A 22,349-nucleotide genomic window follows, 5' to 3' on the forward strand; every position below is an offset into this window, starting at 1 on the left:
ACCTATGCCTCCAGCCAGTTTTTACCACAGCCACGACATGAATAACGCTGTTTACTCCCAGATCGACCGTTCTTCTTAATGTTCTGGCTTTGGCATTGGGGGCAAGTTGTAGGTGTATCAATTAAAGGATTCTGCCTAAGCCTTGCTATTTGAACTTTTGATTCTTGATAAGCAGTTAAATCAATGTCAATAGTATCGAAGTAGGGTAACTGGTAGAAAACTGGTGAACGGTCAGCCACTACCATAGCCACTCTAAATTCTCTGGCTGTATCGCAGATAGTTTCATTCTGTTCCTCAATCTCTAATTCAATCTGTTCTAAGGTAGCCAAAGCTTTTTCTGCTGTTGATTTTGAGTAAAACCTTTCACCATATTGAGTCAGAAATGTTCTGATACTTACAGGGTCAATGTAAATGTTGGTCAGCATTTTTTGGTCATCAATTGTCAGTCCTTTCGTACTAGCAACCATCCCAGATTGACCCATAATGATGACACCCATGTTAATGTGACCGCCATCTTTGAGGACTTGCTTAAACTGTTTACCGCCATCACTTCCAACAGTCTCAATAGCATTATCAAACTCATCACAAACCCAGATGTAGCCCACAGAATCCTTATACTGTGAATTGGTAGCAGACTTGCGAAAGTTGTATTCATCAGCCAAGCCCTTAAAACCTCTACTGGCACTTTGCCAACTTAGGCAGAAGTCTAAATCATTGGAGTTTTTTACGCTAATTCCTGCCAATGGATTACAAAAACCAAACTCTGTAAATTCCAGTTTTTTACCATTGGGAGTGTTGCCGTTTAAGAAGCCACGCTTTAGTAGATGTGACATTAAAACTAAGACTGTGGGAGTTTTACCTGCGCCTGGCTCCCCGACAATTCGCCACCTAATCGGCTGAGAGAGTAGATAGTTTATAAAATCCTGCTGACGACGGTACAGACTACCTTTATCAGCTTTTCTTACTGGCCTATCCTTGCGGAACTTCACTACAAGGCAATCAGTTACAGCCAGTTTCTTGGCAGACTCAATGCTGTAAATCCCTAAACTTCTGGTTATTTCCTAGTGTGGTAAAACTTACTAGAGAAGACGACTCTCTAAATTAGCCAAGTAACCCTTGGGGTCTCGGCGAAATCGATATTGTTCAATTCTGGCTTTGTGGTGTTTTTGTAATTGAGAGCGTAATTCGAGCCAAGTAACGATATCAACTTGTGCTAAATCAGATGCGGTAAAAGAATGAAGTTTAGTAGCGATCGCACAGGCAAGTTTGACAGAGCCACGAATAACAAGGGATGAGGGGGCAACCTTACGACCAGTGCAACGACGTTGATGATGACGTAGCATACCAAAAGCGTGTTCTAAGTCATTATTAGTTCTAGGAAAATCTTCAATTTCATAACAATGAAAAAGTCCAGACCAGTAGCTATGAGTGGTTTTTATAAAGTTATCGATTGCAGTGTTCAGCGTACCAGCTTTCTGCTTTTGTTGGGACATTTCTGTTAATAGTTGCTGATAACTTTGTTTGACACCAGCAGCATTAAGACCTATTTTATTATTGAGAATATCACTAGCTTTATCAACCCACTGATATGCAACCCTCACAGGTGAAAATAAAGATGCAGTCGCAGATAAACCCTTAGCTATCAGGTGTTTTAGGTTGACTAAAGGTGGAGTTAAAGCACTTTTTTTTCCATCCGTTCTAAGCTTTGCTCTATCAATGTCAAATTTTCTTGTAACTTTAATCCTGATGCCTCTAATGGTGGATGACCATCATTAGTTATAGAACTACGTACTGCCGAGCAATAATCTTCGATAATAGTTGCCATTTCCTGAGTTTCATTGGTAACACTACGTTCAATTTCTCGTAATCCTCTAACTTTTTTCTTTAATTCCTTTTTTGCATGTCGATCAGCCTCATATATGGGTTTAATTGCTTCCTTCAGGTAATGGTAATGACATAAACCGTGAGCAATTCTAGGTAATGCTAACCTAACAGCTTTGCGAATTGATTGTTGCCCATCACTAACAACTCCATCAATTGGTACATCCAAAGTATTAGTTACTTCTAATAATAACGCCACTAAATCTTCATTTCTTGATGATAATAAGGTTTTAGCAAGTAAGATTTCTCCTGATAAGCAATCTCGAATTACCCATAAGACCTCATGTCCAATTTCTGGCTGCATCCCATCAATGGCTAATATCACCCGTCCTTGATTAGCCACTATTGCTTTTAATCTTTTATGGTCTTTTAGCCATAAAGAAAGTAACTCGTCATATCTATCAATTAAGTGCGTGACCGTTCGTTTACTTATACATATACCTTTTAATTCAAGGTGAGCGTGTATTTGGGGAACGCTTCTATGTTCCTGATAGCGTAATGCTCCTATATAAGCAATCACATCCAAACCAAATTCATTTTGTGGTAGAGCGAGTGACCCTTCTTGCTCTGGTCGATATGCTTTTTTGTACCGCAGACATGACTTATTGTGACATTGCCGAATTTTTAGCTGTAGTTCTACTACCCCATTTAATGTTCTTATATGTCGAGGATTATTGTATTCATTCCACATTGGTTGACCGCACGATGGGCATTTTTTTTGAACACAATCGAGTACTTCAAACGATGTTGCCTCTGGTTTTAGACTTTTTCTTGCCAAGTTTTTGCACCATTATTTCGCTACAAGGTCAAGATTACAGGAGTTCTACTCTTCTCTAGTAAGTTTTACCACACTAGGTTATTTCTGATGAGCAATCTTTGATTAATTTGGCGAGGGCATGGGGTGAAATTGACCGACTATAAGAGTAGCCAGCTGTTATTACTCCGTCAGTCTCCTCTATGCCCGTAACTAAAAGAGGTATTTGTTTTTGAAACCATAGCCAAGAGGCGATCGCGTTGGCTATGCGTCCTGACGCATCAAAACCAAAATCACCATACTGGGGTTCTAATAAATCTCCTTGCAGTTCTCGTTGCAGTTGGGCTATGCGCTCATTGAGTAACTCAATTTGCTCAAGGTAAGTTTGACGTTCAGAGGCTATGGCCTTGCTGACTTCATCTAAGTTTTGATTGTAACCACTGGCTAAACTTTTGATAATTTCAGCTTTGGAGGTATGACCATGAGCTATTTTTTCACCCCAATTTTGCAGCCGTCTAAACAACTGCATTGTTTCAGAGGTAATAGAATCATGCTCAGAGTAAATTTTCTCTAACTCGGTTTGTTTAGCAAGCTGGAAGCGTTTGTTAGCTTCCATGTCAACCTGAGATTTAAAATTAACTTCCCATTGCTCAATCTCAGTTTCTAAATACTCAATTCGTTGTTTATCTTTCTGGGATTGGGTAAAAATTTGAGTTAGTTTAGCTTGATATTCCTCTAACTTAGAATTTAGGTGAGCAACCATTACACTATTTTCAATCTTGGCATGACCTAACGAATTGATAGTGTTTCTGGCTTCTTTTAGCTCATCTTTTAAGGCTTCTAATTCAAGGTTTAATTTAATTGTTTGAGCTTTGGAGGCTTCATACTTATTGATTACACTGTGAAGGTTATTGCTGGCACTTTTGGCAACCTTAGCAACCTTTCTAATCTCTTTTTGTGATTTACTATCAGCAACTAAGTAAGTAACAAAACCGCCACAAATTGCACCTAAGCCAAAGTATAGTGAAATCATTTTTTCACCTCGATATAATCACCTAACTGAGCTTTAAAACTTGATATTTTACCCTCAGTCTCAACAGTTTTTAATCTTGATTCCTCGGCTTTTAATTCGGCTTGTTTTAGCTTCTGGCTGAGTTCATCTTTACTATGAACTGCGATGTTAGTTTCTGTAACTGTACGAACCTTAGACACATCTAAAGTCACAGATTTTTGGTCAGTAACCTCTTTTTGATTAAGGTAATCAAGGTAATTACCCTTAACTTTCTCAAGCTCTGTAGCTGCCTGGATGCCAGCACCGAAAGCTTTAGCGTGTTTACCCACTACAGTAAACTTCTCGCGTGTGAGGTCGAATGCTGCCCCGGTGAGTTTTAACGCTCGTGTCGCGCCCTCGTAAATTTTCATCCCCTTATCTAATTGGGCTTGTGTAGCTTGGGGTAGACTCTCAGGAGGATTAAGCGGGTCAGCGATGTGATAGTTGCTTGGGTGAAATGCTGGAATCATTGCTGGGAGCATTTCAGGGAGAACAGTCAGTAACCCAGGGATGCGGCTATCTGTGGTCACAGCATTGGTAGTAGTGCTAGTAGTAGTTGCGCCCGTTGTGCTTTTACCTTTGGCAAGTTTTTCAGCTACGGCTTGAGCAGCTGCTTTAGTGGTGTCGATTTTAGCCATTGTTTAAGAATTTTCTTGCGTTAACTAAGGATTGGTAGCGAATTTCTAATTGGCGGAATGCTTTGTCTATGTCGCTAAATTCCTGCGCTAATTGCTCATCTAAGTCGTATTTTTCTAATACTTCGTTGAGTTCACCCTCATCAGTTTTAGCGTTTTCAATTTGGCGATTTAAGTCATCATTCATGGTTAAGATTAAGGTGTATCTGATGCTCAAGCTCTCAATTTTTTTGAGAGCTTAAACCCTAATATCTATTCGTTAAAACTTTCAAGATTCGATACATCTAAGTCAGTAGTCGAGTATTGGAGCGTATTGAAAAATTGACAAACATCTCCAATAGTCACATCACAGTCAAAGCGCAAAATTTTAAACTGCGGGTGTTGTCGAATTTGAGTGAGTAGTTGCTGTGACTGTGCAATCAGTTCTGGCAGTGGTTGAGTATTCATGTTGCACTCAATAAATAAACTTAAAAATCTTCTCTAGTAGTCCGTTCAAAAGGTCAAAGGGCAACAGTAAAACATTGGTCGTCATACGATGAGGTTCTTTCCCAGTTCGTTGATAATCTCATCAATTTCTTGGTGTAGGTTGGTTTCATCTGGTGTGACTTCTACAGGTTGTTTACGCAAGCTGGTTAAATCTCTAATCGCTCCCAGATACTCTTGTTTTTGATACTGCCAGTTTTGGTTGATGGCTTCTGTTAACTCGCTTTGGCGAATAGCCAAGTTATTAATGATCAACTGATTTTTAACTTGAGCGATCGCATCTACAGCTGCTATCTCCTCACTAGCTTGTTTGGCTAACTGCTCAACTAGAGATAAGCCAGTATTAGGTATTGGGGATTGGGTAGGATTGGTTATTTGTTGCTGCGGGGGCTGGGGTACATATAGGGTATTTTGTGGCTTTTCTGTGGCTGTTTGTGATGCTTGCAGTGTGGACGTTTCAAGGCTTTCTAAATTTTCGCTATGTGCTGGCAACTGTGGCTGTATGGAAGTTTCGATTTTCTTAGCAACTGCCTCAAAATCCAGCATTGGTAAGGCTTTCACTGTGTCGAAGTCATCCGGGCGAATGTCTATCAATGCCAGTCTTAGGGCTTGTTCATTGGTTCCTAGTTGGTTAACAGCATCTTGAATGCTAATTGTGTTTTGTACTGGTGTGGGCTTTGATTTAGCTGTGCGTGGCATGATTTACGCTCCCTTTTTTAATTGGATTTGCTGGAATGCCTGTTGATAGCGATAGCGACTAAAATCTTGCTGATTTTTCAAGATGTACCCTTTTACCCGTTCAGAACGTCTAAGCTGTGCCATAAGCCGCCCTACACGACTTAAAACCCAGGCTTGGTAAGGGCTTAGGGGTGATTCTCTGTCAATAGTTCCGTCATAGGCTTTGGGGTAAGCATTACGAAATGACTCAATACGCCAGAATGCTATGTTTTCCCAAGTGCAAAGGGTGGAACGAGCTACACCCAACAAATTGGCTAAATGTGTTTTGGTCGCTGGAAATTCAATAAATAAATCTAAATCGGTGGAATGCTTACAACGTCTAGGTTTCATCGGTCATACAGCAATAAATATGAATTGGTAGTTAATTAGCTAATAATCGATAAATTAAGCAGCACAATCTAGCGTCAAATCGCTAAACCCCTTGCAGTACTTTTCTTTGGGGTACTCGTCGGACACTAATTAGTAGCTGGTTGCTGATCGATTACCTCTTGTGACATCATACATCTTATGACACAGATTGTGCAATGTGTGTCAAACTATTTATGAATAACAAGGCGTATCATGAGGTAGAGTGATGAACGTGGATAACACAATGAGTGGAAGAGTGAATGTAGTGTTAAGTGATGAAGTCTATGAACTCATCAAAAACCTGGCAGGCACAGAAAGACGCTCCCAAAGCCAAATGACAGCGATTCTGGTTGAGGAAGCTTTAGAGGCACGTAACCTACTAAAAAAATCTCCTTCACCTGATAAAGATAAAGGGGCAGCATAACTGAAACACCAGGAAACTAACAAACCGATAAGCCAGAGGTAATACCTGAAACACTAGATAAAGCTTTCAGCTTTATCACTGCACTCAATAATTTCCACTGGCGAACTGACTATGTAAATTTTTGTGAGGTGCTAAGTTATACCCCAGATAACTTTACAGAAAGCAAGTACAAGCAGTTTCAAGAGTTAATTAATTATTTGGGGCGCTTTGATAAAGAGGCGATCGCTTTGATGATTGAGGTAGGGAAATGACGGAAACACCGCAACAGCCAAACCGACTTGACCGAATAGAAGCGATTTTAGAAAGGGTAGCTACCCAGCAAGCCAGCAATACGGAAGCTATCGCTGACTTAACAGCCAACATTGATGATTTGACCAGTAATGTAAACTCTGTGCTTGCTAGGGACGCAATTTTAAATGATGTACTGCTGGAAATGAGGGACAGCCATGAGGAATTGAAGCGAGATTTTTTAGAAAATCAGCGCACTACCAACGCCGCACTGAATCAGATGAATGCAATATTATTGCAGCTAACCAGAATTGACCCACAGAATTAGGCTCGACTGAGCATCTAGGGTGAACAGTAATGGCTACCGCTTTTAATTTCCGAATCTTACCAGCGTTAGATAAAGAGTCAAAAAGATGGTTTTTGATTCAAAAATGTAGCAAAGGTTTTACTGTCAAGACTGTGGTTGATTGAAACAGGAGAACAAAAAACCAGCATGACACAAGCCCAAATCGACGATATCAACTCACGCCTAGATGCCCTAGCTCAAAGGGTCAGCAGCCTGGAATTACTTACAGGTACAATCGGCACTAGCCAAGTGGCGATCGCTCAAATTCTCACCGTCCAGGCAGAACACACCCAAATATTGAATGCTCATACGGCAGATTTAGCAGAACTAAAAAATGATGTTCGTGAAATCTTGCGGATACTGCGAGATCGCAATGGTGGCAGTGGGTTATGAGGTTCGACCGTGCATCTAGGGTGAACAGTAATAGCTACCACATCCTCTAATACCACCTAATGTAACTAAATGTTACTCACCATCTTTCTTACTTGTCGTAGCCAGGGAAGGGAAAAACATGAAAGATGTTTTACTCAGCTTTACTATGTAGCTGAACGTGAATCCAGTCAGAGCAAAGAAACAGCATGACCAACACACCAGAACAACCAAGCCGCCTAGACCATATCGAATCCACGCTAGAGCGTATTGTAAATCAACAGGCAACTACTAATGTGATTTTGGCAGAATTAGCCCAACGGCAAAACAACACCCAAGAACAGCTAGAGAGTTTACTCAGTACAGCACAGAATATTTTTACTAGAGATGCAATTCTCAATGATGTGTTACTTGAATTACGAGAAAATACAGAAGTGCTACAAAGAAATTTTGAACAACATCAACTAAATTTTGATGAGAATCAGCGCACTACTAACGCGGCGTTAAACCAGCTTGGGGCAATTTTATTACAGCTAACCAGAATTGACCCACAGAATTAGGCTCGACCGCGCATCTATGGTGAACAGTAATGGCTACCGCATCCTCTACTACCACCTAATGTAACTAAATGTTACTCACCATCTTTCTTACTTTTTCTTAATTCGATAAATCATTATCAAGACAGGCGATCGCGCTTGATGATTAAGGCAACAACACTGATACCGATTCGTAAATTTATCCCAATTTTCACTGCGATCGCTGATCGCCAAAATGATTGAAGCAGGAAGATGAAACAGGAGAACGAAAAGACGGCATGAGCAAAACGACTACTAAAGGCAATAAATTATGATTCAAGCCTTACGTAAACTAGTAACCTTTGAAGATTTTGCAGCGTGGCGACCTGAAGGCACAAGATATGAATTACATGACGGCGTGATTGTTGAAATGGCACAACCAACGGGCGACCATGAAGATGTTGTGGGTTTTTTAGCACTAGAAATATCTGCTGATATCAAGCGTTTAAATTTACCTTATTACATCCCAAAAACTGTATTAGTCAAACCACCTGAAGGTGAATCAGCTTATTCACCAGACATATTAATCATCAATCGACCAAATTTGGTGAATGAGCCTTTATGGAAAAAGGAATCGACTGTATCTCAGTCTGCATCTATTCCATTAGTTGTTGAAGTTGTTAGTAGTAATTGGCGAGATGATTACTACAAAAAATTAGCTGATTACGAAGCTATAGGTATCCCTGAATATTGGATTATAGATTACGCTGCTATAGGCGCTAGAAAGTTTATCGGCAATCCTAAACTGCCTACTATATCCATTTATCAATTAATCGATGGTGAGTACCAAGTTACTCAATTTAGAGACAGTGATCGCATGGAATCTCTAACTTTTCCCGAATTGAATCTGACCGCCGAACAGATTTTTCAATCTGCCAGCCCACTAACATAGGTTCGACTGCACACAAGAGTGTGAACAGTAATAGCTCCTACTACCCTTGCTCCCAGCTTATGTAACTAATTTTTACGCATTCCATTTCTTACTTTTTCTTGATTCAGTCAACATTTGTAAACCCACGTGATCGCAATTCTTAATATGGAAAATTTACAGGATAACACTACCGAGCAGCAATCAAACCTCAGCTTAGAATCCTTGGGTATTGCTGACTCTTTTAAGACTCTTTTAGGAAATTTTCATTGGCGCACAGATTACATCAAATTCTGTGAGGTTTTAGGGTACACCCCCGACCAATGGGCAGAGGACAAATATCGGCGGTTTCAGGAATTAGTGGACTCTTTGAATCAATTTGACTCACAGACAGTCGCTAAGATGCTAGAGGCTGGTAAGTAAAAATGCTTAAAATCTTCAGCAAGCTGACCAAAAATGGAAATCCTAAATCTTGGTGCGATCGCAACGGTGGCAGTGGCTTGTGATCATGAAAAATATACAATCCAACTTCATCAGCCAAAGGCTACTCGGTTATACGCCGATTCCATTGGCAAGAGTGAAGAATCGAAGGAAACAAGCGACAATGTATCGAAAAATTTTTTTGGACAGAGATATGAAGAGTGATAACCTATTTACATCGGTTTTTCACCAAGCTGATACCAACCTATATCAAATGGAGGATGAGCTAGGCAAACAATAATATTCAGGCAATCAAATTTAAGGGGGCCGTTAGACAAAAAGATAGGCGAAAAGACTTTGCGAGGGTCATGAAACCTAATCTTGATGGCTAATAAAGGCTTACGAATCTAGAGGACTTTACTGGACTCTACCATGCTTCATGCTCCACCATGACTCCACCCTTGAGGCAATGTTACCACAAGGGGCGGTCAACTATGCCCTTTTTTTTGTGTTCTCAAAAAAAAGTGCATCAAATTGTTACAAAATTCCCTAAATGTGGTCATTTACCAATGCTAAATTTCACAAATCTAACTATCTTCATAAGTAAATTTAAAGATAGTTGTTTGACTTATAAAGATAAGTTAATACTCACTTCCATTAACCCCAGAAGCAACAGGCCAGAAGAACACGAAGATGCAGAGTTGCAAAGGGAAAAGAATTTGCAGAAAATTCTTTCCTACTCTCCGGCCTTTTTAACTCATGCTTGGCATCAAAAGTCTATTAGAAGTACCCAAAGTCAAGTATGGAGATTCGTGCAACAAGTTTTAGGAATTAATAACACAGCAAAACCGCCATCATCTGTGAATATATCTGACGGCCAGTTGCATTTTGAAAATCAAAACAGACAACAGGAAATCGGTTAGCTACCCATCAGCAGACATCATCTGCTCAAAAAGTAGCAAACCGCATATTATAGCAATTTGAGTGTAACAATGTCTGCATAGTGTGGGCAAATTAGCATAGTTAAAACCTCATTGGTTTTAGCAAGAGCTAGTTTCGCCCGAAATCCGGGTAATGGGAGGAATACCATTTCACGAGAAATCTGCTCCAGATGCAAACTCTGAAAGCTTTGCTGCATCTTGGTTTTTGAATTGCGAACTTGTACTGAGCGCAGCCGAAGTATTGTGAATTGCGAATTAGTATCAGACCCAACACCCGATAAAACTGGGTAGCTCCGATGAACGCAAACATTATCGGAGTATACGAAAGTGCTACAAGAGAAAACAATTGAAATTAATGGTAACGAGTGCTTAGAAGTTAGAGCGATCGCAACAAAGGGGGTCAAACTATGACCTCCTTAGAGCAGTTCGACATTAGAAATTTTATAGATCGGCTGACCCCCAAAAAAGGTAAGCACCGTTATGTGTGTCCGGTGTGCGAAGGCAGCTTGACAATTGACCCCAAAAGCGGCAAGTATCACTGTTGGGGGCAGGAATGCGCGAGTTCTGATATCAGAGAAGCTATTCGCCCTTGGGCGGAAGTAATAGGTGGAACTGTTCTACACCCTCCTCATATCAATAAAAAACTTCAGCGTGTAGCACAAACGCCAAAATTACCAGCTGCTGCACCAATACCAAAAGGCGAGATCGCACTTTCCACGTTACCGCATCCAGTTAGCCCACCTAAGAGAGTGACCAGAGGTAGAAATTTTGAAATCACCTACCCATATTCTCCTAATCAGTGGGTGCTGAGAATTGAAAAGCCAGACGGTAGTAAGATAACAATACCTCACCACCGCACTGCTGATGGTGAAGTAGAGAAAGGCAAGGGAGATGAAACTTGGCATCCTTACCGTATTGATGAAATACGCTCCTTTGGTGCAGGCAAATGGGTATTAGGAAACGAGGGTGAGAAGTGCGTTGACATTACTCGTTCGGTTCTTCAATTAGTGAGTTTTACTTTCCAGGGTGGTAGCTGGTCTGATGAATTGCTTTTGCTGGGGCTGCAAGAAATTAAAGATTGCGGTGTTGTTGGTGTTGTGTATTTCCCCGACAATGACGAACCGGGTCGGAAAAAGGCTCAAAAGTTGGCAATTGCAGCAGCTAAGATTCAGCTTCCTTTTATTGTAATTGACCCATTAAGATTATGGCCGCAGTGTCCTCCTGGTGGTGACATTGCTGATTGGGTTGCAGCAAAAGTAATACCAAACAATGAGTTACTTCAAGCACTCAACACTGAAATAGCACTTTGCAGGGATACCGTAGTAGTTACAAATGAAGTTGCTCAAGAAACAGAAGAATTTTGGCAAAAAGACCCGAAAGCCCAATACGAAATTCAACGTCAGCATATTGCTAAATTTAACTTGACGCGGACTGCCCAAATCAGCATTGAAAATGGGTTTCTCCCTTCAATTCAACTTCAAAGTATACCGCCGGGAATCATTGGTATAAAAGGTGATTGGGGTATAGGTAAAAGCTTTTTACTAAGTGCTTGGTGTCGGCAGTGGTCACATAAAATTATCCAAGTCGCTCATTTAAATGCCTTACTTTCTAACACTGCTCCTAAGTTTGATTGCTTCCATCATCACGAATTAAAAGATTTACAATTAGGTGTAACATCTGCTCCTAGATTAGCTATTACAGATATCTCTTTAGCTGCCATGTTTGACCCCCAAAGATGGACTAAAGACGAACCATTTATCTTAATTCTTGATGAAATAGAGCAGGTTTTGAGGTCAATTCAAACTAATAGCAACCTGAAAGGTACACTAAGAGTAAAAGCGCGAGTTAAGCTAGAATGGCTGATAAAAAATGCTGTTTATGTCATTGGTAGTGACCGTGATTTATGTGATGAAACTTTAAACTATATTGAACAAGTACGCGGTGATAATCACCTAGCTTTTATTATTCACCATAAAGGCAAAAAAGGAATTAATCGTCAACCAATAGTTTTTAACTGTAATAAATATAAAGATGAAGTGCTAACTCGATTAATTAATGCTGCCAAAGCTGGTCATAACATCATCATACCTTGTGAGAATAAAACAGATTTATTAGCCATTGAACAGCAATTATTATCAGCAGGAATTCCTGATAAATCTATGTTTTTTGCTCATGGTGATAACAGTAATGAACCAGGAATTAAAGAATTAATTCAAAAAGCTGATGAAATTTATCCAGATTATCAAATACTAGGTTATACGATGACAATGGGAACAGCATTAAGTTTTGAGAAGCCCCACTTTAAAAAATGTTATGCTTTCTTTTCTGGTGATGTTTTGAGTGCTTCGGATCAAGCTCAAATGCTTTTTCGTTATCGTCTCGAATGTGAAATAACAGTTTGGATAAATCCCAAACGTAGAAGATTAGAAATTAATCAGGATATTTTACTTTCAGATTTATTGAAAAATGTGCAAGATACCGATAAATTAATTGTATCAATTGACCAAATAGGCCCCTTAATAGAACAGGGAATTTTACCAACTGCTAAAGGTGACATTAGCCCTGATGATTTACCCTGGATTCAACACAAGCTAGGCATTATTGCTCGTGCGAATGCAAGTCTTGCAAATCCCTCCGCTACGTTACATGATTTATTGGTAGATGCTGGTTTTACCTTGAAAATTGAGTCAAACGACCACGATGAGCAACCAATGACTACTAATGAGGGTAACTTTTATCTAGTACAGAAACAAAAAATAAAATCGGCCCAAGATCAGGCGATTGCCCAGGCAGAACTAATGAGTGAGGCAGAATTTATGAAAGCCATGATCAACAATGGCAACCTCAACCGCACAGAACGTAACCGACTAGAAAAAACACGGCTGCACCGGGACACTGGGCTGGAGATTACAGAGGATATTGTCAAATTGCAACGTACTAAGAACCTGACTCGCGGTGCAAAAATGCTGAAAGTGTTGCTTGGTGACGAGCAGACAGCTGTAGCTTACGACCTCACAGATCGCCAATATAACCCAGATATCGGCGACCAGAGTTTTTATGCAGCAAAGCGGCAATTACTTCATGAGTTAGGTATTCCTGAAATCATCGAGAAACTGGTTCAAGGATGGAGGTACACCAATAATTCTTCTGAAGTTGTGGCAGTGGCAGACCTAGCACGAGAGCATAGAGACAGTATTAAACGTCTACTAGGATTTACAGTTTCGTTAGAGAAAAGCGAGAATGGCTCATTTAAAGTCAGCAATAGTGCAATACTTGGGTCAATTCTGGATACCTTGTCTATTGAGCGCGAAAGTACAAAAACTCGCAAAAAAGGTCATGTTTATCGACTAAATCGCCAGCATTGGGAAATGCTACAAGCAATCATGGCTCACATAGACAAACTGGCCCCAACACCAACTTTGGCAGGAGTCATAGAAAAAGCACTTGCAACAGCAATCCAAAACAGTGATTCACATCAAGAACATCTGACACCTGCCCAAACAGCACCAACTCCAGAAATTCTCTCAACTGTGTCACCATCAGCATTTGATAGCGTTCCACACCCTCATAGTATTTCTTATATATATAAAAATCACTTGGGTATGGAACACCCAATAAAGCCTGACAATATTGAATCGCTTCATAATAGCGAAATACAGACAGCCAACCAATCAAAGCTGTGGACTGGGTTAAAGCTAAAATTACAACAAGGTCTAGAAGATGCAGGGGAATTTTATCAACAGATGGTTGACAAAATTGGGGAGAGTGTCGGCGTGGCTGAGGGTGAGCCATTTTGGAATGGATACTTAGGGCATTGCATGGTGGCTGTTAATTTTGCAAATGGGTGTAAATCTGTGATGTGCGATTGGTTAGTTACTGCCGCCGTCTAAAAGTGCAGTTAAGTCATGAACTGTCATTGCTTTTCTTTAAAACTAAAATGAGAAAATTTTTAATAATACATTCGTCATAATAGTGAGAAAAACTAGGTGTAAGTTGAGAAATCAAACTATTAATTATACTTAGGTAATTTTCTATTCTGTATCTTGGCTCCTGAGTGCTTAATTCTTGCCATATTAAGAAAAAATTATTGCTGAATTGTTACCAATTTTACAACTATATTTTTTTAGTTTAGGATTATTCTTAGAAGTTTAGATTTTTTTCACAAATAAGCTCAAATAGCTATCATACACACTTCTTGATGTCCAGCAACCGCTTGTTCCCAAGTTGAATATCTCCAGAATTTACCACTGTATTCACCTCCAAAAACCATAGTTTCAAAAAGCTGTGGTTCTTGATTAGGGAAATTAGAAAAATCCTTTCCTAAAAAAATTGTAGATACCCTTCCCCAAGAAAAGGTATCTAAAGCTACTTGTATATTTTTCTCATCTTTCCGCCAATCAGACCATTGATTAAGACTTTTTGGTGCAACAGGTTGTTTATTTTCATTCAGAATATAAAGCCCATCAAGTATATCCATATTATCCCAGCCTACAACTAATAACTTTAAAAAATATAACTCAATATTAGAAATATCTTAAAGTCTACAATGGCTATATTAAAACTGATAAACTTGTTTACAAAAATTTGAGTGACTTTAAATAATGAAATTTTCAGAAGGAAGATATAACTAGAAAAAAGTATGTTTAACAGCAGGAATGCTTATGTGTTCTAGAATGAATTATATTGTTGAGGTAAGTCCAGAAACAGAGATAATTAGCGTTGAACCAAGCACCTACTCGCGCGAATTAGAAGAGAATGTACCTGACTTTAAACATTTATCCTGGGAACTCGAATGTGAAATGGCAGAATTATATGCTTACTATACTCAATTATATAGCGTTTCTCATACTAGTTAGGTATAGATAAAACACATAATCACACTGTCGCATTTTTATCTGCTGATAGAATATCGTTACTTGAGCTTTTTTGACTTTCCAAACATCCTCTAAAGAATTTGAGCGATCGCATTACACCTAAAATGATGACCAAAAGCGCAAGCTTATTTGTATTGATTTGGTCAATTTTCAAACAACATAGCTACAAAAGTTCTCTCGTAACATTCAACATTCATTCTTCTGTGATTTGCATTCCAAAACGCAAATCAACCGAGCGCGATAATGCCTAATGGTACGATAACAGAAGCATGAAAGCGTGAATACACAACTCCTCATTTCTCCTCAAGAACTCATGTCTTTGTTAGCCCAAAAGTCATCCCAGGCGGTCATTATCGATACGCGAAGTCCAGAAGATTATAGTATTTCTCATATTCCTAAATCCATAAATATTAGAGATTTTTTTACCTATCTTTTAGAGAATTCCTCCCCAGCCGGATTAAAAAAATTGCAAGAGTATTTTGCACAAATTATGAGCAAACTGGGAATATCGGGTGCAGAACGGTTAATTGTTTATGAAGATACTTTAAATAAAGGTTATGGTCAATCTTGTCGAGCAGCTTTCTTACTAAAGTATTTGGGTTGCACTCAGGTATCTATTTTACATGGAGGATATAGAGCATGGCTGAGGGCGGAATTACCTGTAACTGATGAAATACCATTACGTGAAAGCAGCATATTTAGATTGCATCCTAAAGCTGAGATGATAGTGACTACCGCCGAGATGTTGCAAGCAATTGACAATCCAGCAATTATTAAATTAGATGTGCGCGATCGCCCTGAATGGCTTGGGTTGAGTTCTTCGCCCTATGCAGTTGATTTTTGTCCTCGCAAAGGTAGAATTCCCAACGCTGTATGGTTAGAATGGCATCGGTTTATGAATTCTGAATCGGAAATCTCCATGTTTCGCTCAAAAGCGGAAATTTTAGAAATTTGTCAGTCAGTAGGTATTACTTCAGAGTCTATTGTGTACGTCTACTGTTTTAAAGGTTCTAGAGCAGCGAATACTCTGATTGCTCTGGAAGTGGCAGGAATTGATGCCAGAAATTATTTTGGTTCTTGGAATGAATGGTCTCGTGAATTCTCACTACCGATTGATAGCAAAGTCTTGCAGTGACGAGGGCGATCGCTTTCCCTAAAGCTAATCTTCCCAAACTGTCATAAACTCTTCCCACTCCTGATCTGTTTGTGGTGGCTTGTCTTGTGTCAGTCCCACTACTCGCGCTAGTTTCCTGGCTTGCTCTGGACTTTCACCCAGTTCTATCAACTGGCGTTCTAGGTTGGGGTCGTAGCCTTGGGTTAGTAGCTGGGCATACTCGGTATCGGTCATGCCGAGGTTGTGGATGTTGGTCATGGTCGCATCTATTCACTACTCTTAGGTCACGGTTAGTTCTTGGAGCAAGGCATCATTTATCCGTTGTGCTTCTTCACCAGACTGTTCCGTTACATTAAAAGCTTGCTGTACTATGGTTTTAACTTCCTCTGGTAGCGATTCAAACTTATCAGTATCAAGTATGACAATGCGACAACCAGGGTAAGGAGCAAAATCACAGAAGGGTTTCATCCCCGATGTAATGAGCAATTTACTAAGCTTTGTAATAGAATGGCGAGGCTTCTGGTTATCCTCACTACGGTTAATTTCAGATGCAAAATAACCACATAGCCAACTCAAGGCATCAATATCTGTTTCTAAAGCGGCAACTGTACCATCTAATACCTGTTTGTTGAGCTTTACAGGCAGATTGTCAAAAATTGTGTCTAAGGCTTCTGGGTGTCGCTTTTGGCAGTGACGCACCGCCGATTCAATAAGTTTATCGATTTTTGTAGGTTGGGATTGCCCAAATCCTTTGCCAGACATGGTATTTGATGTGTTGAATACACGGATTTTAGCAGGGTTTGGAGGTGTGAGTGAGAGAGAGGCGATCGCTCAGAAATTTTCCTCTAAGAATCAGGTAGGGCGATCGCTGTTATACCAAATTAGATGGGGTTTGAGGAAATTCAGAATCTTTATACAAAATTTAGTCATCAAAATTCGAGATTAATTTGCATAAAACATCTGCACAAGTTTGATCAAGTCACTTTTTGCAGGTTCACCTTTATTCAACCATTCTATTAAATCAGAAGGATATAACCAAAAACTTTCAATAAAATCATTCTTATTATAATCTGGTTCACAATCTAATGTGATTTCATAAACTTTCATAAAAGCAGACACTTGATATTTATATGGTGTTAAATAACCCAATAACTGCGTATTAACCATGTTTAAATTTAAGTTTAATTCTTCTTCGAGTTCACGTTGCAAAGCATCTTCGTAAGTTTCTCCGCTTTCTACATGACCACCCATACTGACATCAAGACAAAGGGGAAAAATTCGTTTTTGTGCAGAACGGCGCGGTATCCAAAGTTGTCCTAATGAATTAATGACAAAAGCATTGACAACTCTAAAATTGCACAGCCCTTGACTATATATTTCTGAGCGTGGCTTTTGTCCAATAACGCAATCACTTTCATCTACAATGTCAAGTATCTCTAAATCTTGCATCATACAGATAGAATTAACACTTATTAAATAATATACAGGTCGTAAAGGACTGGGAGCGTTCCGTTAGGTTGCTAGAGGCATCGCTTGTCCTCTAAGAATTATGCTGCAAGACTTTCTCCAAACGGCGGGTAAATTGGGAGGAGCGATCGCATACTTGATTTTTCCTCTAAGAATTTGCAGCAGGGCGATCGCATTACACAAACTAAGTTGTGCAGAAATATTTTTCTGATATTTACTATTAGATTAATTCAGTTACTTCCAGATAGCTTATGATATCATTTTTATCAACTTCACAATCACAAACAGTACTCATTTCTACTACACCCTTTTGCGGTACATTAAAAATTCCATAAGCACCATAAGCACCTTGAGCATCTATAACCAATGCTTCTATATTATTCAGCCTATAGTTATGTAGTTTGATTGGTGGGCCTAAAGCCGTACTATAAGAAGTTCTAGCTAGTTCTACTAAAGATAATTTTTTAGGATTGGGTAACAGTTTAATATTGAAGTAGTAAATGCCATGAGGAGCCTTACATCTAACTGCTTCAAATGATCCAGGATCGAGAATGCTTATAGAACCGTTATTACGAAGTAATGTTCTAAAGTTAGAGGGAATTTTAATTTTAATGCCAAATTTATTTAACTTTACTGTTCTAGTGGTTTTACTAGCTTCAACAGGTTCAGTATTCCCACATTTTTCTTGAGCCAATGATGGAGTTATATTAAAGGCTGCATTAAATATAAAAATTAAACTGAGTATACTTGTAAATTTTTTTATTTGATTTTGTAGTTTCATAAAGTTAATCTTTTCTTTTGAAATATAGTGCCAAGCTAAATTTCGCTTAAGCAAGTCTAAGTTTATCCTACTGTAAGCATGACAATCAACATATAGATTCAGTATGAATAACTAATTTTAATCATGCAGCTTTAACTGCAACTTTCTTTAATGCTATCTCCAAACAGCAGGTAAATTTGCACTGCGCTAGACTACGCCTAAGTAAGTGTAAGTATCAAAATTGCCTAATTTCCTAATTTTAAAAAAGATTCAAAAATTCGGTAACAACTTCTAAAGGATGGTTATAACACTCACTAGCCTCAAATCTAGCAGTCCGAATACCATCACGTAATAAGACTCTATCTCTTCTATAATCTCTAGTTCTTTGTGGTGCTTGCTGATGATGTTCTCCATCAACTTCTAAAATCATACACTTTTGCTTATAGAAAACCAAAAAATCTATTTCTACTCTTTCCTTTAATTGATTATTATTAATGTTAGAAATAGGTAAATCAGTTAAATCCATATAAGCACGACTGTTAGCAAAAAATAAAATTTTTTTACTGTGTAAGGCGTGTGCTATTCTAACTTCTGCTTTTGACCGAAAATTTAAACCACCCCATTGGTGATCTGAATTATTATTATTTGGTGAATCTTTACTCTTAACGTAATGAATTTCAATCTTGATATTAGTTGAAATATTTTGTTTATAACTATCATCAAAATATAATGTCCACCAGTGTTGTGTATTATGTCCATCACGTTGGTCAGCGTATGCTAAATGTAAATTAGACGATAATTCTTTATAAAATCCTGTTTGAGTTCTTATATATAGCCATTCATTGATACTTTCTCTTGTGTTTTCACACTCATATTAATTAAAATTAACTATTATAATTCTGACGTTTAATAAGTTTTGATTTAGGAATTGGTTTAGGTGTTGGGGTAGTATTTTCAGGAATCTTATAATTAGCGACAGCTTCAGCAATTAACTGTATTTGCGTTTCTGTCAAGCAATCAGGGCAGTTAACTATCGTTTGCAACAGTGCAGGCACACTTTGAAAAACTGGTACTGAACAATTATTAACTCCTAACCATTTAGCTATAGGAAACACCACAGGAGCATAAACGAAATTATCCGAGAGATTGGGAACTACAGAAATTATCCATCGGCTAAACATTTTTTGATGGTAAGCACTTTGAGAAGTAGGACTGTTAGATATTTCTACCCAATTATGACCTTCTCGACGTTTCCATTTATCGTTGTATGCAGTAAATGAACCCTTCCAAGTCTTAATTTCCAACAAGAAAATGCCCTTTATCCCGATAATTAAGTGGTCTATCTCAGTTAAACCACCTGTGTTATTAGTAGGTATTAAAGCATTATTGAACATTACCCAAGTATCTGGGAAGCATTGAAAGATTGCAGAGATACCCCACTCACCAACACTACCTTGAAGTTGATTTTTGGCTTGCTTAAATTCATATATAAATGAACCTAGATTACCTAATGTACCGTTGCCTAAAACTTGGTGAATTTCTTGATGTTTGGCTGACTTTTTAGTATTTATTTTTTCTTGAAATGCTGCTCTTAGAGTTTGTGACTGTTGCAAAGTTTTCATAGACAATTGAGAATTATTATCCTTTTAATTCATGTACACGTTGCCACTCTTGTTGTGTCACCTTGTAGTTTGTACAGTTAGGCTGACAAATTACAATCAAATTTTTCAATACAGGGTCAAGATTGAGGCCTTCGCGTAGTATTGGCTTTTCTATAAATTTGCGGTCATTGTTTGGTAGATTTCCTCTAAGAATGTGGCAGTGATGGCATTTGATAACTTATGAGAACAGCGATCGCAATAAACTTAAATGCAACCGATATGTTCTTTAATAATTAGCTTCAATTCTTTAGTGATTGGTAAACCATCAATTTCTCTACAGAGGTTATTCAAAGATTCACCTTTAGCTTTTCTCTCTTGATAAATTCCCTGGAGTAGTGCTGTCAATCCATATTTGGTTAGTGCATCTGATGCTAACCCTATGATTCCAAGTAATACAACACCACCAATCATTCCGCCTGGCCCTAACATAGCCAATGCCGCAGTAATGGCAGCAGCACCAGCTAAACCAGTCGTTGCCATTGTGATAAGAAGTATAACGGCTGGTAATCCAACACCTGCTAATTTTCTAACAATTTCATCCATAATTACGATTCCTTATTATCTAAATTCACAAGATAACCGTGTGCAGTCGGTTGCTAGATATCCTCACTTGAATGGGTGCGGCTAAATCTTCATGCTTAAGCTACTGAATAGTAGTTTTACTAGGCATCCGAGGCGGTGGCGGTGGGGCAGTCTGCGTTTTGGGTACAGGTGGTGAATTGATTTGACGGGCAAGTGCCAACACAGTAGACCTAAACTGCTCTACATCTTGGGGCTTTTTGTAGAACACAATAATACTGATGGTGCTGGTATAAATTATCATCCAGCGTTGCTTAATAAAGAAGTAAAGAATAATGAATATAATCCCAAGACCATATAAAAAGAGCGTTGCAACTCCTAGAACCAATAACCAAGCAAGTGGCCCAGAGGAAATTTCTATAGATTTAATGTCCTGAATTCTAGTTTGAATATCCTTTTTCTCTAGTCCGTAACTTGAATCAATGTTACTTTGCAGTAAATCACCAGCAATTTTAATCCGAATTTTTGACCTGCCAGCAGTGGGAACAATTATATTCCCCCACACTAAACCAGGTTGACCGCTAATTTCTATGTTTGAGTTTAATGAATTACTTCTCATATTGTACCTAGAGCCTGACATCATCTAGTTGGAGTAGTCGCCCCTTCATACCTGTGTTTCCCTAGACTCAAAAGTTGTTTCTCCAAAATCCTTGCTGTGTATCTATTGCCATTAATCTTGGGCAGGTTAAATCTGCAATGAGTACAACTCATTGCCCACACAAAACTGAAGCCAAAAACTAATTCGATAAATACTTAGCCAACAAATCCTGCCCTTGAGCGCCCATTGCCTCTAACATCCCCTCAATCTTGCTCATCGCTAAAGGCGACGGCGTTGAGTGTCCGTTTTCCCAACGGTTAATCGTTGAATATTTAACACCTAGAGTTGCTGCGAACTGTTCTTGCGTAAGCCCAGCAGAAAGCCGCAAATCACGAATGATCTGCCCTACCTTTGGCTGTTTGATAGCCAAGGGTTTTTTAATAGTCATTTAAATTTGATACTTTACCTTCTACTTTAAGTAGCAGGTGCTATATTATTTGCTATATATTAACCATGCTAAAGCGGGCTATTCATCAGTTAATATACGCAATATGATTCTTATGAGTAAAATTCTTTGCTTTGAGTAAGAAGATTTTGTAAGTGCTGTTGAAGAGTAAATTCTTAGAGGAAAAGGTGGCAGTAGGCATCGCTCTTAAAGCCCAGCATAGGCGATGGCGTTCTTAGCGGAAATGTAGTAGACAGGCGATCGCTCCTCCCAATCAAGCGAAGAAATTACCCCATTGCAACCATGTGAAAAGTAGCCTGAATATCTTGCAAATTCTTCCATTTACCAGTACAAAGCCCATAGGCTTAGTAAAATTTGGTCAAATGAATAAAATCTTATTCTTGTGTACAGGCAACTACTACCGCAGCCGCTTTGCCGAAAACCTATTTAATTGGTTGGCTACCAAACAAGGTTTAGATTGGCAGGCCGACTCTAGAGGTTTGGCACTTGAGCGCGGTGTAAACAATGTGGGGGCAATTTCCCAGTATGCGGCTGAGGCTTTAGCTGTGCGTTTGGTAAACCTACCAGATGATGAACGGTTTCCAATGCCAGCCAGTGAGCAAGATTTTCAGTCAGCTACTAGAGTTATTGCCTTAGATGAATTAGAACACCGTCCTTTGATGAATGAACGCTTTCCCCACTGGGCAGAGACAATCGAATACTGGCTGGTTCACGATATCGATAAAACCTCTGCTACAGTTGCCCTTGAGCAAATTGAAAAACATATACTGCAACTCATAGAACAACTGACACAAAGTTAGTGGTGATCGCCCTCCAAAAAATTCTTAGA

The 22,349-nt window shown here is 39.0% G+C and carries 34 protein-coding genes; 15 read left to right on the forward strand and 19 right to left on the reverse strand.

Going from position 1 to position 22,349, the window contains the following annotated elements; genetic code table 11:
- Nucleotides 1-2: 2 nt before the first annotated feature.
- The 8 genes from AC504W_RS29170 to AC504W_RS29205 form a co-directional block, all read right to left on the reverse strand.
- Nucleotides 3-989: an IS1/IS1595 family N-terminal zinc-binding domain-containing protein gene (locus AC504W_RS29170; RefSeq protein WP_494874819.1), complete on the reverse strand. Its 987-nt coding sequence runs from the start codon at nucleotides 987-989 to the stop codon at nucleotides 3-5.
- 90 nt (nucleotides 990-1,079) lie between these two features.
- Nucleotides 1,080-2,572, reverse strand: a protein-coding gene (locus AC504W_RS29175) for an ISNCY family transposase (RefSeq protein ID WP_494874086.1) whose coding sequence is annotated in 2 segments (ribosomal slippage) — nucleotides 1,080-1,681 and nucleotides 1,681-2,572 — 1,494 coding nt in all. Because the reading frame shifts where the segments join, the coding sequence is not laid out codon by codon here.
- A gap of 160 nt (nucleotides 2,573-2,732) precedes the next feature.
- Complete coding sequence (locus AC504W_RS29180) at nucleotides 2,733-3,668, reverse strand: hypothetical protein (protein ID WP_494874818.1); 936 nt, start codon at nucleotides 3,666-3,668, stop codon at nucleotides 2,733-2,735.
- Nucleotides 3,665-4,324, reverse strand: a complete 660-nt coding sequence (locus AC504W_RS29185) for a hypothetical protein (protein WP_494874817.1) — start codon at nucleotides 4,322-4,324, stop codon at nucleotides 3,665-3,667. Before AC504W_RS29185 ends, AC504W_RS29180 begins: the two co-directional genes overlap by 4 nt.
- Entirely contained in the window at nucleotides 4,317-4,508 is a 192-nt protein-coding gene (locus AC504W_RS29190; RefSeq protein WP_494874816.1) for a hypothetical protein, read from the reverse strand. Before AC504W_RS29190 ends, AC504W_RS29185 begins: the two co-directional genes overlap by 8 nt.
- A 65-nt stretch (nucleotides 4,509-4,573) precedes the next feature.
- Nucleotides 4,574-4,768, reverse strand: coding sequence for a hypothetical protein (locus tag AC504W_RS29195; protein ID WP_494874815.1), 195 nt, complete (start codon nucleotides 4,766-4,768; stop codon nucleotides 4,574-4,576).
- An 81-nt stretch (nucleotides 4,769-4,849) separates the two neighbouring features.
- Complete coding sequence (locus AC504W_RS29200; RefSeq protein WP_494874814.1) at nucleotides 4,850-5,503, reverse strand: hypothetical protein; 654 nt, start codon at nucleotides 5,501-5,503, stop codon at nucleotides 4,850-4,852.
- 3 nt (nucleotides 5,504-5,506) lie between these two features.
- Complete coding sequence (locus tag AC504W_RS29205; RefSeq protein ID WP_494874813.1) at nucleotides 5,507-5,872, reverse strand: hypothetical protein; 366 nt, start codon at nucleotides 5,870-5,872, stop codon at nucleotides 5,507-5,509.
- Nucleotides 5,873-6,116: 244 nt separating this feature from the next.
- On the opposite strand from AC504W_RS29205, the gene AC504W_RS29210 reads away from it, so the two are divergent.
- The 10 genes from AC504W_RS29210 (at nucleotide 6,117) to AC504W_RS29255 (ending at nucleotide 13,951) form a co-directional block, all read left to right on the forward strand.
- On the forward strand, nucleotides 6,117-6,314 hold the full coding sequence (locus AC504W_RS29210) for a ribbon-helix-helix domain-containing protein (protein ID WP_494874812.1): 198 nt from the start codon (nucleotides 6,117-6,119) through the stop codon (nucleotides 6,312-6,314).
- Nucleotides 6,315-6,442: 128 nt separating this feature from the next.
- Entirely contained in the window at nucleotides 6,443-6,565 is a 123-nt protein-coding gene (locus AC504W_RS29215) for a hypothetical protein (RefSeq protein WP_494874811.1), read from the forward strand.
- Nucleotides 6,562-6,870: a hypothetical protein gene (locus tag AC504W_RS29220; RefSeq protein WP_494874810.1), complete on the forward strand. Its 309-nt coding sequence runs from the start codon at nucleotides 6,562-6,564 to the stop codon at nucleotides 6,868-6,870. The genes AC504W_RS29215 and AC504W_RS29220 overlap by 4 nt, the downstream gene beginning before the upstream one ends.
- Before the next feature lie 165 nt (nucleotides 6,871-7,035).
- Nucleotides 7,036-7,281, forward strand: coding sequence for a hypothetical protein (locus AC504W_RS29225; RefSeq protein ID WP_190968759.1), 246 nt, complete (start codon nucleotides 7,036-7,038; stop codon nucleotides 7,279-7,281).
- 185 nt (nucleotides 7,282-7,466) lie between these two features.
- The gene (locus tag AC504W_RS29230) at nucleotides 7,467-7,817 is read left to right on the forward strand and encodes a hypothetical protein (protein WP_494874809.1); all 351 of its coding nucleotides are present in this window, start codon (nucleotides 7,467-7,469) and stop codon (nucleotides 7,815-7,817) included.
- 286 nt (nucleotides 7,818-8,103) lie between these two features.
- Entirely contained in the window at nucleotides 8,104-8,724 is a 621-nt protein-coding gene (locus AC504W_RS29235) for a Uma2 family endonuclease (RefSeq protein ID WP_494874808.1), read from the forward strand.
- A gap of 144 nt (nucleotides 8,725-8,868) precedes the next feature.
- Complete coding sequence (locus AC504W_RS29240; RefSeq protein WP_190675770.1) at nucleotides 8,869-9,123, forward strand: hypothetical protein; 255 nt, start codon at nucleotides 8,869-8,871, stop codon at nucleotides 9,121-9,123.
- Between the two features lie 33 nt (nucleotides 9,124-9,156).
- Nucleotides 9,157-9,345, forward strand: coding sequence for a hypothetical protein (locus AC504W_RS29245; RefSeq protein WP_494874807.1), 189 nt, complete (start codon nucleotides 9,157-9,159; stop codon nucleotides 9,343-9,345).
- A 398-nt stretch (nucleotides 9,346-9,743) separates the two neighbouring features.
- Nucleotides 9,744-10,043, forward strand: a complete 300-nt coding sequence (locus AC504W_RS29250) for a hypothetical protein (protein WP_494874806.1) — start codon at nucleotides 9,744-9,746, stop codon at nucleotides 10,041-10,043.
- A gap of 425 nt (nucleotides 10,044-10,468) precedes the next feature.
- Nucleotides 10,469-13,951: a plasmid replication protein, CyRepA1 family gene (locus tag AC504W_RS29255; RefSeq protein ID WP_494874805.1), complete on the forward strand. Its 3,483-nt coding sequence runs from the start codon at nucleotides 10,469-10,471 to the stop codon at nucleotides 13,949-13,951.
- Nucleotides 13,952-14,232: 281 nt separating this feature from the next.
- Here AC504W_RS29255 and AC504W_RS29260 read toward each other — a convergent pair whose 3' ends face one another.
- On the reverse strand, nucleotides 14,233-14,538 hold the full coding sequence (locus AC504W_RS29260; RefSeq protein ID WP_494874804.1) for a hypothetical protein: 306 nt from the start codon (nucleotides 14,536-14,538) through the stop codon (nucleotides 14,233-14,235).
- A gap of 184 nt (nucleotides 14,539-14,722) precedes the next feature.
- Between AC504W_RS29260 and AC504W_RS29265 the strand changes: the two genes are divergently transcribed.
- Nucleotides 14,723-14,917: a hypothetical protein gene (locus AC504W_RS29265; protein WP_494879885.1), complete on the forward strand. Its 195-nt coding sequence runs from the start codon at nucleotides 14,723-14,725 to the stop codon at nucleotides 14,915-14,917.
- Between the two features lie 295 nt (nucleotides 14,918-15,212).
- A complete protein-coding gene (locus tag AC504W_RS29270; protein WP_494874802.1) occupies nucleotides 15,213-16,070 on the forward strand; it encodes a sulfurtransferase in 858 nt (285 codons plus the stop codon).
- A 24-nt stretch (nucleotides 16,071-16,094) separates the two neighbouring features.
- Here AC504W_RS29270 and AC504W_RS29275 read toward each other — a convergent pair whose 3' ends face one another.
- Both AC504W_RS29275 and AC504W_RS29280 read right to left on the reverse strand, forming a co-directional pair.
- The gene (locus AC504W_RS29275) at nucleotides 16,095-16,307 is read right to left on the reverse strand and encodes a hypothetical protein (protein ID WP_494874801.1); all 213 of its coding nucleotides are present in this window, start codon (nucleotides 16,305-16,307) and stop codon (nucleotides 16,095-16,097) included.
- Between the two features lie 21 nt (nucleotides 16,308-16,328).
- Nucleotides 16,329-16,811, reverse strand: a complete 483-nt coding sequence (locus AC504W_RS29280) for a hypothetical protein (protein ID WP_494874800.1) — start codon at nucleotides 16,809-16,811, stop codon at nucleotides 16,329-16,331.
- Here AC504W_RS29280 and AC504W_RS29285 point away from each other — a divergent pair.
- The gene (locus tag AC504W_RS29285) at nucleotides 16,810-16,995 is read left to right on the forward strand and encodes a hypothetical protein (protein WP_494874799.1); all 186 of its coding nucleotides are present in this window, start codon (nucleotides 16,810-16,812) and stop codon (nucleotides 16,993-16,995) included. The two genes, AC504W_RS29280 and AC504W_RS29285, sit on opposite strands and share 2 nt — an antisense overlap.
- Here the strand turns inward: AC504W_RS29285 and AC504W_RS29290 are convergent.
- A complete protein-coding gene (locus AC504W_RS29290; protein WP_494874798.1) occupies nucleotides 16,992-17,501 on the reverse strand; it encodes an NUDIX hydrolase in 510 nt (169 codons plus the stop codon). The two genes, AC504W_RS29285 and AC504W_RS29290, sit on opposite strands and share 4 nt — an antisense overlap.
- 97 nt (nucleotides 17,502-17,598) lie before the next feature.
- On the opposite strand from AC504W_RS29290, the gene AC504W_RS29295 reads away from it, so the two are divergent.
- Nucleotides 17,599-17,727: a hypothetical protein gene (locus tag AC504W_RS29295; RefSeq protein ID WP_494874797.1), complete on the forward strand. Its 129-nt coding sequence runs from the start codon at nucleotides 17,599-17,601 to the stop codon at nucleotides 17,725-17,727.
- A gap of 9 nt (nucleotides 17,728-17,736) precedes the next feature.
- Here AC504W_RS29295 and AC504W_RS29300 read toward each other — a convergent pair whose 3' ends face one another.
- From AC504W_RS29300 to AC504W_RS29330, 7 genes are all read right to left on the reverse strand, one after another.
- Nucleotides 17,737-18,297, reverse strand: a complete 561-nt coding sequence (locus AC504W_RS29300; protein ID WP_494874796.1) for a hypothetical protein — start codon at nucleotides 18,295-18,297, stop codon at nucleotides 17,737-17,739.
- A gap of 238 nt (nucleotides 18,298-18,535) precedes the next feature.
- Nucleotides 18,536-18,802: a DUF559 domain-containing protein gene (locus AC504W_RS29305; protein WP_494874795.1), complete on the reverse strand. Its 267-nt coding sequence runs from the start codon at nucleotides 18,800-18,802 to the stop codon at nucleotides 18,536-18,538.
- 358 nt (nucleotides 18,803-19,160) lie between these two features.
- A complete protein-coding gene (locus AC504W_RS29310) occupies nucleotides 19,161-19,898 on the reverse strand; it encodes a nuclease-related domain-containing protein (RefSeq protein ID WP_494874794.1) in 738 nt (245 codons plus the stop codon).
- A 243-nt stretch (nucleotides 19,899-20,141) separates the two neighbouring features.
- Entirely contained in the window at nucleotides 20,142-20,480 is a 339-nt protein-coding gene (locus AC504W_RS29315; RefSeq protein ID WP_494874793.1) for a hypothetical protein, read from the reverse strand.
- Nucleotides 20,481-20,580: 100 nt separating this feature from the next.
- Nucleotides 20,581-21,075, reverse strand: coding sequence for a hypothetical protein (locus AC504W_RS29320; protein WP_494879880.1), 495 nt, complete (start codon nucleotides 21,073-21,075; stop codon nucleotides 20,581-20,583).
- A gap of 178 nt (nucleotides 21,076-21,253) precedes the next feature.
- Nucleotides 21,254-21,502, reverse strand: coding sequence for a helix-turn-helix domain-containing protein (locus tag AC504W_RS29325; RefSeq protein WP_494879879.1), 249 nt, complete (start codon nucleotides 21,500-21,502; stop codon nucleotides 21,254-21,256).
- A 204-nt stretch (nucleotides 21,503-21,706) separates the two neighbouring features.
- Complete coding sequence (locus AC504W_RS29330; protein WP_494879877.1) at nucleotides 21,707-21,841, reverse strand: hypothetical protein; 135 nt, start codon at nucleotides 21,839-21,841, stop codon at nucleotides 21,707-21,709.
- Between the two features lie 41 nt (nucleotides 21,842-21,882).
- On the opposite strand from AC504W_RS29330, the gene AC504W_RS29335 reads away from it, so the two are divergent.
- Nucleotides 21,883-22,320: an arsenate-mycothiol transferase ArsC gene (locus AC504W_RS29335; RefSeq protein WP_494879876.1), complete on the forward strand. Its 438-nt coding sequence runs from the start codon at nucleotides 21,883-21,885 to the stop codon at nucleotides 22,318-22,320.
- Nucleotides 22,321-22,349: the final 29 nt, after the last annotated feature.

The sequence above is a fragment of the Nostoc sp. C96 genome, assembly GCF_059384975.1.